Raw genomic sequence first — 13,085 nt, forward strand, 5'->3', positions numbered from 1 at the left:
GCCCGTCGCGCAGTTCCCCGCGCCCCTTGCGGCTTCCGGGGTGCCTCGCGCTGCGCTTGGCCGTGTGCTGGTCTCTTCGTGGCTTGTCGCGCCCCCTCGGGAGCCGGGGTGCCCCCGGGTGTGCTTTGCCGTCGTGCGGCGTCGTTGTGGCTGGTGGCGCAGTTCCTCGCGCCCCTTTCGGTGCACCTTCGGTGGGTAGGGTCGGGGCCGCCACGGGAGTGTCTCCTCGGAACTGTGCGTGCGGGTTCTTTCGTGGGGTGGGCCGGGTGTGTGCACAGTTCCTGCGGGGACACTCCCGCACCGTCCCCTCCCAGCCCGGCCCCCGTCTGCGGGAGGACTTGGGACGGGGGTCACCCCCGCAGGGGCGCGGGGAACTGCGCGACCAGCCACCCGCGCACCGCGCATTCGGCAATGCACCTTCGGGGGCACCCCGGATGCCCGCCCCGGAGGGGCGATGCTCCAGGAGTGCGGGGAACTCCGCGCCCAGCTTGGACGGGCCGTTCGACGGCGGGGCAGTCCAGGGGGCACCCCGGATCCCGCAGGGGCGCGGGGAACTGCGCGACCAGCCACCCGCGCACCGCGCATTCGGCAATGCACCTTTGGGGGCAGCCCGGATGCCCGCCCCGGAGGGGCGATGCTCCAGGGGCGCGGGGAACTGCGCGACCAGCCATAACGCACGCCGCAGGCGGCAAACTACGAGGCGGGGCAGCCCAGTTGCCGGAGGGGCGAGGAGTCAGGGGCTGACCTTGATGACGACCTTGCCGCGGGTGTGGCCCTCCTCCACCGCGCGCAGGGCCAGATCCGCCTGGTCGAGGGGGAAAGTGCGGGTGACGAACGGGTCGAGCGCGCCCTCCGCAACGAGCCGGACGACCGCCTCCAGCGCGCGCGTCGAGCGCTCGCGGACCACCGCGCTCCCGCCGAGCGCCACGACCGCCGCCTTGTCCGCCACGCTCACCACCCGCGCCGGATCGGCCGCCAGCGCCGCCACCTCGCGCAGCGGTTCACCGCCCACCAGGTCGTAGACCGCGTCCACGCCGTCCGGCGCCACCGCGCGCACCCGGTGCGCGACATCCGGGCCGGAGGCCACGTGCACCGCGCCCAGCGACTCCACGAAGTCCTTCTTGGCGGCGCTCGCCGTTCCGATGACCCGCAGGCCCTCGTGCACGGCGATCTGCACGGTCGCCGTTCCGACCCCGCCGCCCGCTCCGTTGACCAGCAGGGTCGCGCCGCGGGGCAGGTCCAGCTGCCGGACGCCGTCCCAGGCCGTGCCCGCCGCGACCGGCAGGGTCGCCGCGTCGGCGAAGGACACCTGCGGGGGCTTGCGGGCCGCGGCGTCCGCGGGCAGCAGGGCGTACTCCGCGTAGGAACCGCCGTCGGGATGCCCGAACACCTCGTCGCCGACCGCGAATCCGGTCACCCCCTCGCCGACCTCCGCGACGACCCCGGCGGCCTCGCGGCCGAACACCGCGGGGAAGCGCGGCTCGGGCTCGGTGGGCGGGCGCAGCCCCTCGCGCCGCTTCCAGTCGGCCGGGTTGACGCCGGCGGCGCGCACGGCGACCAGCAACCGGCCTGGCCCGGGCACGGGGCGGGGCAGATCGGCGAACGACTCGGCCTCCGGTCCGCCGAACCGGTGGAACACATAAGCACGGGGCATGGCTGCTGTCCTTGCGTCGAGGAGCGGTCGTCGAGGAGTGGTGCTGCCGCACCTGCCGGCCGGGCCCGCAGCGAGGGGCCGGGCCCCGCCGGTCATCCCAGGGCGTCCGGTGCGGCGGCGGGGACGCGCAGGCTGTGGAAGAAGGTGGCCTTGCGCCGGGTGAAGCCCAGCGACTCGTAGAGCCGGACCGCGCCGGTGTTCGACGAGGCCGCGTGCAGGAACGGGACCTCGCCGCGGGCCCTGACGCCGGCCGCGACGTGCCGCACCAGGCGGGCCGCCAGGCCCTGGCCCCGGTGCCGCTCGTCGGTGCACACCGCGCTGATCTCGGTCCAGCCGGGCGGCCTGAGCCGTTCGCCGGCCATCGCCACCAGGCGCCCGCGGTCCCGCACGCCGTAGTAGGCGCCCAGCTCGATGGTGCGCGGCAGGAACGGGCCCGGCCGGGTGCGGGCCACCAGCTCCAGCATCTCGGGGACGTCCGCGGGGCCGAGCGGCTCCGCCTGCGGGTCGGCCTCGCCGCGCAGCGCGGGCGTGGCCACCATCTGCACGCCCTCCAGCCCGGGCCGGGCCGCCCAGCCGTCGGGCAGCGCGGCCCCGCCGGTCAGCGGGAAGATGTTGCCCGGCCGGACCAGCGCGGCCAGATCCGCCCACGCGCGCGGGTCGGCGGGGTCGGCCACCGCGACGAACGGGGCCACATCGGCCAGGAACCGGCCGCCTCGGCCGGTGACTTCGGCGAGGTGCCGCTGCGGCCCCGACAGCGCGGACCACACGGGGTTGTCGAGGACGTGCGGGGCAAGGGGCCGGTCGTCGGCCGGGGCGCTGGTCGCCATGGTCGCCTGTGTCTTCCGTTCGTGCGTTCGGTGCGGGTGGGTGCGGGGCACCAACGGAGCGAACCCGCGGGCGGCCCCCCGCATTCCCGCTGGCACCCCCGCACGGACGGCGCGGCGATCGGCCGCGGGCACCGGCGGTCAGCCGGTCCTGCGGCGGGCGGTCTTCTTGGCTGCCGGCTTCGCGGCGGCCTTCTTCGCCGCGGACGCGCGCGTGCCGGATCCGGTGGCGGTCTTCTTCGCGGCCGTCTTCCTGGCCGGCTTCTTCCCCGCGGACTTCGCCGAGGTCCCCTCCGAGGACTTCGCGGCCGCGCCCGATCGGCCCGTCCCCGAGGTGCCCGTGCTCTTCTTCGCCGCGCCCTTCCTGCGCGACTGCGCGGACAGCTCGTGGACGGTGGCGCCGCCCCCGCCGGCCGGCCCGCCCGCCGCGCCACCGCCCTTGGCCTGGTCCACCGACGCCTGAAGTGCCGCCATCAGGTCGACCACCTTGGCGCCGCCCTCGCCGGCGGGCACCGGCAGCTCGGTGCCCTCCAGCTTCGCCGCCACCAGTGCCTCCACGGCCTGCGCGTACTCGTCCTGGTAGCCGTCCAGGTCGGCCTCGCCCAGCGCGTCGATCAGGGTGTCGGCCAGCCGCAGCTCGTTGTCGCTCACGCTCACCTTGCCCTTGGGAGCCGCCTCGGTGGGGGAGTTGAGCTCGTCGGGCCAGTGCAGCGTCTGCAGGACCAGCACGTCGTCGCGCGGCCGGATCAGCGCCAGGTGCTCGGAGTTGCGCATCGCGAACTTGCCCACCGCGGCCTTGCCCGAGCGGGCCAGCGCCTCCCGCATCAGCACGTACGGCTTGTCGGCCGCGGGCGAGGCGGGGGCCAGGAAGTACGGGGTGTCCAGCTGGACGGCGTCGATCGCCGACAGGTCCAGGAAGCCGCTGACCTCGATGGTCTTCGCGGTGGGCAGCGGCAGGGCCTTCAGGTCGGCGTCGGTCACCTCCACCAGCTCGTCGTCCGGCGTCTCGAAGGCCCGGCCGATGTCCTCGGTGGCCAGCACCTGGTCGTCCAGCTCGCAGGTCTTCTGGTAGCGGACGCGCCCCTGGTCGGCCTCGTGGACCTGGCGGAAGCTGATCTTGTGGCTGGAGACCGCGGACCCGAGCTTCACCGGGATGGAGACCAGGCCGAACGCCAGGTTCCCCGACCAGACGCTGCGCATAGCATGTCCTTTTTGTCAGGCTATGGGAATCTTTATGGTATGCCGATCACCGAGGTCGGGGGCCACCGGTTCAAGATCAGCCACCTCGACCGCGTGCTGTGGCCGCTGACCGGCACGACCAAGGCCGAACTGCTGCACTACTACGCGACGGTCGGCGAGGTGATGCTGCCCCACCTGCGCGGGCGCCAGGTCAGCTTCGTGCGCACCCCCGACGGCGTGGAGGGCCAGCGCTTCTTCCAGAAACGGCCGCCGGCCGGTACGCCCGACTGGGTGACGGTGGTGGAGACCGTCCGCAACAGCGGCGAGACCATGGAGCAGGTCCAGGTCAACGACCTGGCCACGCTGATCTGGGCGGGCAATCTGAGCTGCGTGGAGATCCACACCCACCAGTGGCTCGCGGACGATCCGGGCAGCGCCGACCGGCTGGTGCTGGACCTCGACCCGGGTCCCGGCCGCACGGTGGTGGACTGCTGCAAGGTCGCGCTGCTGCTGCGCGACCGGCTCGCCGAGGACGGCCTCACCAGCTTCGCCAAGACCAGCGGTTCCAAGGGGCTGCACCTGCTCGCCGCCCTGCGCGGCGCGAGCCCGCGGTCCGCCAGCGACTACGCCCGGGCCGTCGCCCGGGAGCTGGAGGCCCGTCACCCCGACACCGTCATCTCCCGGATGACCCGCGCCGACCGCACCGGCCGGGTCTTCATCGACTGGTCGCAGAACGCCGCCCGCAAGACGACGGCCGCGCCCTACACCGTCCGCGCCCGGGAGACGCCGACCGTCTCCACGCCGGTGTCCTGGCGCGAGGTGGCCGCCGCCCGCCGCCCCGAGCAGCTCGGGTTCACCATCGACGACGTGCCCGGACGGGTCGCCGCCGACGGCGACCTGATGGCAGGGCTGCTCGATCCCGGCAGCGCCGGAGCGCTGCCGGGATGACCGGGGGCCGCCGCCGGCGCGGTCTCAGCTCTGCGCGCCGGCCAGGTGCTCGGCCAGCTCCTTCTCGTCCTCGTCGTTGAGCGAGGTCTTCAGCAGGGTGCCGCCGTAGGGCTGCATCGCCGCGGCGAACTTGTCCTCGGTGATCTTCGAGGCCATGATCACCACGGCCGTCGACCCGGGCTTGAGCAGCGCCTGCACCTGGTTGCGGAACTGCTCGTCGATGCCGGACTTGCCGAGCTTGCCGAGCAGTCCGCCCATGGCGGCGCCGGCGACCAGGCCGAGGCCGGGCACCAGGAAGAGCAGGCCGAAGACGGTTCCCCACAGTGCGCCGGACGCCGCCGACACGCCGACGATCTTGCTCGGGGTGTCCACGTGGGTCTTGCCCTCGGCGTCGACGGACACGATGGCCAGCCCGTTGAGGTTGACCACGTAGTCCTTCTGCAGGTTCTGCACCGTGGCGTACGCGTCGTCGGCGACCTTGGGGTCGTCGTAACCGATCACGATGAGTTCGGACATGGGAGGATGCCTCCTCGGTGGGGTCGGCTCAGGGGGAGCAACACCAGCACCTTATGTCCGATTTGTCAGCGAGGCTCCCCGTACCAGCGCCAGCTGGTGAGCCGGGGCCTGCCGGGCAGTTCACCGCGTCCCGTCGCCCACAGCAGCGCCGGCCAGGGCGCCTCGCCATCGGGCGCGTCCGGGAACAGCCGGGCCAGCGCGCGGGCGCACGGCCCGGCCGGCGGCTCCCAGGGCAGTCCCAGGCCCAGAGCGAGGTCGTGCGCGTGCACCAGGGTCTCCACCACGCCCATCGCCGCGAACCCCTCGGGGTCCGAGACGCCGAAGCCGTGGTGCGCGCGGACCTCGGGCGAGGCGGTCCGCACCATCGCGGTGAGCAGCGCGCCGCAGGCGTCCAGCACCTGGACCAGCCCCTCGGCGCCGGCGTCCCGCTCCGCGAAGACGACGTTCGCCGGGCCCCCGGGCGTGGTGCGCCGCCAGACGAACGGCACATCGCGGGTCAGCGGCGGCGTCCGCGGGCCGATCTGGACGGCGTACGCGAACAGGTCGTCGGCCAGGTGCTCGGCGGTCTCCCAGCAACTCCACTCCAGCGAACCGGCCTTGCCGCCCCAGGCCGCGGCCCCGCCGTCCGGCGGTGCCTGCCGCAGCATGGCGAGGCACGACTGGACGGCGAGGTCGACGTCGTCGGCGGTGACCGGGCCGGGCCCGGCGCCGGCCGGCGCGCCCGCGGAGATGTCTGAGGATCGGCTCATTCCCCGCACGCTACCGTGCCGGTCACCCGGCCTCCGAGAGGTTTTCGCCGGTCGGCGGCGGTGGTCCGGCGTCGATCAGGGCCAGTTCCTCGCCCGTCAGCAGCCGCGAGCGGATGAGGAACCGCACCCCCTCGGGGGCCTCGAGCGAGAACCCGCTGCCGCGGCCCGGCACCACGTCCACCGTCAGGTGCGTGTGGCGCCAGTACGCGTACTGGCTCGCGCTCATCCAGAACGGGATGTCCCCGGCGACCCGGCCCAGCAGCACGTCCGCGGCGCCGACCCGGAACTCGCCGCGCGGGTAGCACATCGGGGAACTGCCGTCGCAGCAGCCGCCCGACTGATGGAACATCAGCGGGCCGTGCTGCGCGGTGAGTTGGGCCACGAGGGCCTCCGCCGCAGGAGAGAGGCCGACGCGGGCCGGCGGCACCGCCGGGTCGCCGGGAACGCTCATCAGAAGAACCCGAGCTTCTTGGGGGAGTAGCTGACCAGCAGGTTCTTCGTCTGCTGGTAGTGCTCCAGCATCATCTTGTGGTTCTCGCGGCCGATGCCGGAGTTCTTGTAGCCGCCGAACGCGGCGTGCGCGGGGTAGGCGTGGTAGCAGTTGGTCCACACCCGGCCGGCCTTGATCTCCCGGCCCAGGCGGTAGGCGGTGCTGCCGTCCCGGGTCCACACGCCGGCGCCCAGGCCGTACAGGGTGTCGTTGGCGATCTTCAGCGCCTCGTCGACGGAGTCGAAGGTGGTGACCGAGACGACCGGGCCGAAGATCTCCTCCTGGAAGATCCGCATGTCGTTGGTGCCGCGGAAGATCGTCGGCTCGATGTAGTAGCCGTCCTCCAGGCCGGGCACGCTGCGGGCGGCGCCGCCGGTGAGCACCTCGGCGCCCTCCTGCTTGCCGATGTCGATGTACGACAGGATCTTCTCGTACTGGTCGTTGCTGGCCTGGGCGCCGAGCATGGTGGCCGGGTCCAGCGGGTCGCCGCCGGTGATCGCCTTCGTGCGGGCGACGCAGCGCTCCATGAACGCGTCGTAGATCCCGGAGTGGATCAGCGCCCGCGACGGGCAGGTGCACACCTCGCCCTGGTTCAGGGCGAACATCACGAAGCCCTCGACCGCCTTGTCCAGGTAGTCGTCGTCGGCGGCCATCACGTCGGGCAGGAAGATGTTGGGGCTCTTGCCGCCCAGCTCCAGGGTCACCGGGATGATGTTCTCGCTGGCGTACTGCATGATCAGCCGCCCGGTGGTGGTCTCGCCGGTGAACGCCACCTTCGCCACCCGCGGGCTGGACGCCAGCGGCTTGCCCGCCTCGACACCGAAGCCGTTGACGACGTTGACCACGCCCGGCGGCAGCAGGTCCGCGATCAGCTCCATCACCAGCAGGATGCTCGCCGGGGTCTGCTCGGCCGGCTTGATCACCACGCAGTTGCCCGCGGCCAGCGCCGGCGCCAGCTTCCAGGTGGCCATCAGGATCGGGAAGTTCCACGGGATGATCTGCCCGACCACGCCCAGCGGCTCGTGGAAGTGGTACGCCACCGTGTCCGCGTCGATCTCCGCGATGCTGCCCTCCTGGGCGCGGATCGCACCGGCGAAGTAGCGGAAGTGGTCGACGGCCAGCGGAAGGTCGGCGGCCAGCGTCTCGCGCACCGGCTTGCCGTTCTCCCAGGTCTCGGCGACCGCGAGCTTCTCCAGGTTCTCCTCGAGACGGTCAGCGATCTTGTTGAGGACGACCGCCCGCTCGGTGGGGGAGGTGCGGCCCCAGGCGCCCGCCGCGGCGTGCGCGGCGTCCAGCGCCAGTTCGACGTCCGGCGCCGTCGACCGGGCGACCTCGCAGAAGGTCCGGCCGGTCACCGGCGAGGGGTTCTCGAAGTAGCGGCCCTCGGCGGGCGCCACCCACTCGCTGCCGATGAAGTTGTCGTAGCGGGCGGAGTAGCTGACGATGCTGCCTTCGGTGCCTGGCTGCGCATAGACCATGGCGGCGCTCCTGGGACGCGGGAGTGAGCAGGACGCCGCTCACTGTGGCCGCCCGAGGTTGGTGAAAGGTTGGTGGGCGCACGGCCGGCCCGCGCAGCCGCGATCCGGTGCCGCCACGGGCCCGGCCCGCACGGCGCCTCACGCGCGCAGCGCGGCCCCCAGCCGGCTGGCGGCGATGCCGCGGCGCGCGTCCCGCGGCCCCATCAGCCGCAGCGCGTGCCGGTGCACCTCGGCGTCGTACGGCGCCCGCTCGCCGTAGCGCAGGGCGTGGTCGGGCGTGTCCGCGGCCAGCACGGCCTCCCTGACCACCACCTCCAGGTGCGCCCGCCAGTCCGCGACGCCCGGCGCCTCGGACAGCGGCAGCAGCGGCCCCCGGTACTCCTCGACGGCGGCGGCGGTGTCCCCGCGCTCCAGGGCCCGCAGCACCCGCACCGCGTCGCAGTCCACCGGCGTGGTCAGCGCGTAGCGGCGGGTGGCGACCGCGCCGTCCAGGGCCCGCCGCAGGTGCGAGATCTCGGCCTTGAAGGTGGACGCCGACACCGGCCGGTCGCCGTAGAGCAGGTCGCGCAGCCGCTCCGGGGTGAACCCCTCCGGCTCCAGCGCCAGCAGCGTCAGGATCTCCAGCTGCCGCGGCGGCAGGTGCAGCGCGCGGCCGCCGCTGGTGACCGCGGTCGCACCGAGGCAGGTCAGGGCCAGCCCGGGCGCCGGGGCGGCCCCGGCCCGCGCGCGCAGCGCGTCCCGCAGCCCGGCCTCGATCGCCGAGGTGAGCCCGCGCACGGTCGGCAGGGCCAGCGGGTGCGAGCGGTCCCAGGTGGTGGACAGGTCGAGCACACCCAGCACCCGGCCGTCGGGGCCGTGGATCGGGGCGCAGTAGCAGACCCAGCCGTGCAGCGCCGCGACCAGGTGCTCGGCGGAGAAGACCGTGCTGGGCCGGCCGGTGCGCAGGGCCAGCGACAGGGCGTTGGTGCCCATCGCGCCCTCGTCCCAGCGGCCGCCCGGCGCGAAGTTGACCCGCTCGGCGCGGCGCCGCATCACCCGGCCCCCGCAGGTCCACAAGATGGTGCCGCTCTCGTCGGTGACCGCGGCCACGAAGCCCGCGTCCTCGGCGATGCCCCGCAGCTCATCGGCCAGTTCGGTCACCGGTCCGCGCAGCGGCGACCCGGCCCAGCGCGCGCCCGCGACGCCCGGCGGGGCACTCTGCAGCTGCGGGTCGACGGTGGCCAGCGAGCGCACCCAGGACTCGCTGACCTCGTCGCGGACCCGCGCGCCGGCGGGCGCGCCGCGCCCCGCCGCCGCCAGCAGCAGCGGCACCCGGCGGGCCCACTCGTCCTCCAGCGCCGCCCTGCGCTGCCTGAGCACACCGTTCTCTGCCATCGTCATCCCGACTTCATCGTCGTTCGACGCACGCCTCGTGCGACCACACCGGCGGGCACCCGCCCGCATGCCCACCGAAGTCCCATTGAAGGCGCACCGCGCCCCGGCGTCGACCCCTGGGTCTCAAGGAGCGGGGGCGAACAGGCGCTGCGCGGCGACGGCCGCGCCGCCGCGGGCCCACTCCTCGAACGGCAGCGGGCGGACGACGATGTCGCAGTCCGCGGCCGCGCCGAACGCCTGCGCGGCGAAGGTCTGCCGGATCTGGTCCGCGAACAGGTCGTAGGAGGCCACGCCCTCGCCGGAGATGATGATCCGCTCCGGGCCGATCAGGTTGGCCACCGAGGCCAGCGCCAGGCCGAGCGCGCGGCCGGCGCCGGAGAACACCGCGCGCACCGCGGGGTGGCCGCCGTGCGCGAGGCGGACCGCGTCGGCGATGCCCAACTCCGGGTCGCCCGCCGCCTGCCGGGCCTGCTCGGTGATCGCGTGCGTGGAGGCGACCGCCTCCACGCAGCCGGTGTTGCCGCAGGTGCACACCCGGTCGCCGCCGCCCACCGGCAGATGGCCGATCTCGCCGGCCACGCCGTGCGCGCCGGAGACCACCCGGCCGCCGACCGACAGTCCCGCGCCGATGCCGGCACCCACGGTGACCAGCGCGAACGACGACAGGCCGGCCCCCGCGCCGAACCACTGCTCGGTGACGGTCAGCGCCCGAACGTCGTTCTCGATCACGGTGGGCGTGCCGGTCGCGGCCTCGACGAGCCGGGCGAGCGGCACGCCCCGCCAGTCCAGGAACGGGGAGTACTGCACGGTGCCGGTGTGCCCGTCGACGTCGCCGGCCAGGGTCACACCGATGCTGTGCACCGGGCCGTGCGCGGTGCTGCCCGCCTCCCGGCACAGCTCGGCGACCAGCCGGGCGACGGCCTGCACCACCGTGCCGACGTCCCGCGAGCCGAGGTCGGCGCGGCGGGTCGCCAGCGGCTGCGCGGTCAGATCGGCCAGCACGCCGATCAGCTCGTCGCCGGTGACCTTGACGCCGGCGAAGCAGGCCCGCTCCGGCCGCACCGCGACGAGCGTGGCCGGCCGGCCGGTGGGCCGCTCACCGAGCGGGCGGCCCAGCTCGGTGATCCAGCCGTCCTCCAGCAGCGGGGTGGCCACCTTGGTGACCGCGCCGGCCGACAGCCCGGTCCGCCGTCCGACCTCGGCCCGGGTGAGCGGCCCCTGGGCGAGCAGGGTCTGGAAGACCAGGGCGGCAGCGGGCGGCCGGTCGGCGAGCGTCATGGGGGAACCTTACGTTTCCCGAGGAAAGCAAGGAAGAGGCCAGGATCTGCGGATCCGCGAGCTGCTGCCCCCAACGGGCGGGGATTACGGTGCCGAATATGTTGACGGTGGAAGGAAACCCTGGCTACATTCGCGGCGCGCTTCACGCCGGGCGGAAGGGACGGTTCCCCCGGCGCGGCAGCGGCCGGCCCCTCCCGCCGGCCGCGCCTTCCCCGACCCCTCACCCCGTGCCTCGGTTCCGAGATGGAGAACACCCATGCCTCGTCCAGCACGACCCGCAGGATCCTTCCGGCGCAGAGCCGCGCTGTCCGGCCGGCCGGGCACCCGCGCGGTGCCCGTACTCGCCGTGACCGCGCTGGCCGCCGCCCTCGCGCTGCCCGCCGCGGCCGCGGCGAGCCCCGCGGCGGCGCAGGCCCCCACCGCCGTGCAGGCGGCCGCGCAGGCGAAGCCCGACGCCGATGCCCTGGCCGCCAAGCCGTACATGGGCTGGAGCAGTTGGAGCCTGGAGTCCACCAACTTCCCCGGCTACGGCGGCGAGAACTGGCTCACCGAGTCGCACGTGCTGCAGCAGGCGGACCTCGTCGCCGCGAAGCTGAAGCCGCGCGGCTACGAGTACGTCAACGTGGACGCCGGCTGGAACGTCGACAACGGCACCAACGTGTCGGACGCCTACGCCCGCCCGACCGCGGACCTGAAGAAGTTCCCGCACGGCATGAAGTACGTCGCCGACCAACTCCACGCCAAGGGACTGAAGTTCGGCCTGTATCTGGCGGTCGGCCTGTACATCGACGCCTACGACGGCGGCACCACCCCGATCTACGGCGCCCCCGGCTGCACCACCAAGGACATCGTCTACCCCGACCTGCGCAGGACCAGCGGCTGGGACGACGTCTCCTACCAGCTGAACTTCGCCAGCCCGTGCACCACCAAGTACATCCAGTCCGAGGCCGACGAACTCGCGTCCTGGGGCGTGGACTTCCTCAAGATCGACGGCGTCGGGCCGGGCTCCAGCCAGGGCGACGCGGCGCACGACAACATCCCGGACGTCCAGGCGTGGCACCAGGCGCTGCAGGCCACCGGCCGCCCCATCCAGCTCACCCTGTCCTGGTCGCTCAGCCACAAGAAGGCCGACGTCTGGAAGCAGAACTCCAACGGCTGGCGCGTCGACACCGACGTGGAGTGCTACTGCAGCACCCTGGTGACCTGGAACAACTCGGTCAAGCAGCGCTGGACCGACGTCGTGCCATGGATCGACGACGCGGGACCCGGCAACTGGAACAACCTCGACTCGCTCGACGTCGGCTCCGGGCCCATGGACGGCCTGACCGACACCGAGCGGCAGAGCTACGCCACGCTGTGGGCGATCGAGGCCGCGCCGCTGTACACCGGTGACGACCTGACCAAGCTCGACCCGTACGGCCTGTCGCTGCTCACCAACGACGAGGTCATCGCCGTGGACCAGGCGGGCAACCCGGCCCGCCCGGTCAGCCAGGCCACCGACCAGCAGGTCTGGTACGCCCGCAACGCCGACGGCAGCTACACCGTGGCGCTGTTCAACCTCGGCGCCGGCTACGCCGACGTCACCGCGGACTTCGCCGACCTCGGCATCAACGGCAAGGCCTCGGTGCGCGACCTGTGGCGGCACAAGAGCCTCGGCTCGCTCTCCGGCAGCTACGGCACCCAACTGGCGCCGCACGGATCCCAGTTGCTGCGGATCACGCCCAACAACACCGCCGGTCCCGGCGTCCCGCTGAACGTGCACGGCACCGCCTCCACCGCCGGCAGCGTCTCGCTCGCCTGGAACGCGGTGAACTCCGGTACCGCGACCACCGGTTACGACGTCTACTCCGGCGGAACCCGCGTCGCCACCACCACCGGCACCTCGGTGACCGTCAGCGGACTGAGCCCGGCCACCGGGTACTCCTTCACCGTCGTCGCCCACGACGCCAAGGGCCGTACCTCCGCCGCGGGCAAGGCGGTCCCCGTCACCACGCCGGCCGCCACCGGGCCGGTGTCGTACGAGGCCGAGGCGCCCGGCAACACCCTGGGCGGCAACGCCGGGATCAGCAACTGCGCGGCGTGCTCCGGCGGCAAGAAGGTCGGCAACCTGGGCGGCGGCGGGTCGGTAACCGTCAACGGCGTCACCGCGCCCGCCGACGGCACCTACCTGATGACCGTGGACTACACGGACGGCTCGTCCGGCCGCACCATCGTGGTCACCGTCGACGGCACCGCGTTCCACCTGCCGCTGCCCGGGAGCAACGACAACGACTGGGGCACCCCGCAGTCGGTCACGATCCCCGTGCACCTCAAGGCCGGCGCCAACACCGTCGCCTTCGGCAACCCGACCGACTACGCCTCCGACATCGACCGGATCACCGTCTGACGGTGGGCCGGACGGAGGCCGGTTCTCCACCGACACGGGGGCGGCGTCACGGCGCCGCCCCCGAAGAGCCGAGAATCCCACCTAGCAACCGGTGTCCGGACGGGGGGGGGGGGGGCCCCCCGGGCCCCCCCCCCCCCCCCGCCCCCCGCGGCGGGCGCGGGCGCCGCCCCCCCCCCCGCCGCGGGGGGGGCGGGCGGGGGGGGCGCGGC

General features: G+C 73.9%; 11 protein-coding genes. 2 read left to right on the top strand and 9 right to left on the bottom strand.

From position 1 onward, the window contains the following. Nucleotides 1-733: 733 nt before the first annotated feature. The 3 genes from ACH4TG_RS31290 to ACH4TG_RS31300 all read right to left on the bottom strand — a co-directional run bounded on the left by ACH4TG_RS31290 (nucleotide 734) and on the right by ACH4TG_RS31300 (nucleotide 3,678). Nucleotides 734-1,654, bottom strand: a complete 921-nt coding sequence (locus ACH4TG_RS31290; protein ID WP_398245968.1) for an NADP-dependent oxidoreductase — start codon at nucleotides 1,652-1,654, stop codon at nucleotides 734-736. 92 nt (nucleotides 1,655-1,746) lie between these two features. After that, nucleotides 1,747-2,481 (bottom strand): GNAT family N-acetyltransferase, encoded by a 735-nt coding sequence (locus ACH4TG_RS31295; RefSeq protein WP_398245969.1) that lies wholly within the window; start codon nucleotides 2,479-2,481, stop codon nucleotides 1,747-1,749. A gap of 138 nt (nucleotides 2,482-2,619) precedes the next feature. Further along, on the bottom strand, nucleotides 2,620-3,678 hold the full coding sequence (locus ACH4TG_RS31300; RefSeq protein WP_398245970.1) for a Ku protein: 1,059 nt from the start codon (nucleotides 3,676-3,678) through the stop codon (nucleotides 2,620-2,622). Nucleotides 3,679-3,717: 39 nt separating this feature from the next. On the opposite strand from ACH4TG_RS31300, the gene ligD reads away from it, so the two are divergent. Continuing rightward, nucleotides 3,718-4,605, top strand: coding sequence for a non-homologous end-joining DNA ligase (gene ligD / locus ACH4TG_RS31305; protein ID WP_398245971.1), 888 nt, complete (start codon nucleotides 3,718-3,720; stop codon nucleotides 4,603-4,605). 24 nt (nucleotides 4,606-4,629) lie between these two features. Here ligD and ACH4TG_RS31310 read toward each other — a convergent pair whose 3' ends face one another. The 6 genes from ACH4TG_RS31310 to ACH4TG_RS31335 all read right to left on the bottom strand — a co-directional run bounded on the left by ACH4TG_RS31310 (nucleotide 4,630) and on the right by ACH4TG_RS31335 (nucleotide 10,490). Continuing rightward, nucleotides 4,630-5,121 (bottom strand): DUF1269 domain-containing protein, encoded by a 492-nt coding sequence (locus ACH4TG_RS31310; RefSeq protein ID WP_398245972.1) that lies wholly within the window; start codon nucleotides 5,119-5,121, stop codon nucleotides 4,630-4,632. Nucleotides 5,122-5,186: 65 nt separating this feature from the next. Next, the gene (locus tag ACH4TG_RS31315) at nucleotides 5,187-5,870 is read right to left on the bottom strand and encodes a hypothetical protein (protein ID WP_398245973.1); all 684 of its coding nucleotides are present in this window, start codon (nucleotides 5,868-5,870) and stop codon (nucleotides 5,187-5,189) included. Nucleotides 5,871-5,892: 22 nt separating this feature from the next. Then, entirely contained in the window at nucleotides 5,893-6,321 is a 429-nt protein-coding gene (locus ACH4TG_RS31320) for a DUF779 domain-containing protein (protein WP_398245974.1), read from the bottom strand. Beyond that, the gene (gene adh, locus ACH4TG_RS31325; protein ID WP_398245975.1) at nucleotides 6,321-7,838 is read right to left on the bottom strand and encodes an aldehyde dehydrogenase; all 1,518 of its coding nucleotides are present in this window, start codon (nucleotides 7,836-7,838) and stop codon (nucleotides 6,321-6,323) included. Before adh ends, ACH4TG_RS31320 begins: the two co-directional genes overlap by 1 nt. A 138-nt stretch (nucleotides 7,839-7,976) precedes the next feature. Continuing rightward, nucleotides 7,977-9,212 carry a transcriptional regulator gene (locus ACH4TG_RS31330; protein WP_398246089.1) on the bottom strand — a complete coding sequence of 412 codons (1,236 nt, stop codon included), beginning with the start codon at nucleotides 9,210-9,212 and terminating at the stop codon, nucleotides 7,977-7,979. A gap of 123 nt (nucleotides 9,213-9,335) precedes the next feature. After that, nucleotides 9,336-10,490 (bottom strand): ROK family protein, encoded by a 1,155-nt coding sequence (locus tag ACH4TG_RS31335; RefSeq protein ID WP_398245976.1) that lies wholly within the window; start codon nucleotides 10,488-10,490, stop codon nucleotides 9,336-9,338. A gap of 256 nt (nucleotides 10,491-10,746) precedes the next feature. Here ACH4TG_RS31335 and ACH4TG_RS31340 point away from each other — a divergent pair, with 256 nt between their 5' ends. Continuing rightward, entirely contained in the window at nucleotides 10,747-12,876 is a 2,130-nt protein-coding gene (locus ACH4TG_RS31340; protein WP_398245977.1) for a fibronectin type III domain-containing protein, read from the top strand. The last annotated feature ends 209 nt before the right edge of the window (nucleotides 12,877-13,085 follow it).

It is taken from the genome of Streptomyces sp. NPDC020917 (genome assembly GCF_044333795.1).
GTDB lineage: Bacteria > Actinomycetota > Actinomycetes > Streptomycetales > Streptomycetaceae > Actinacidiphila.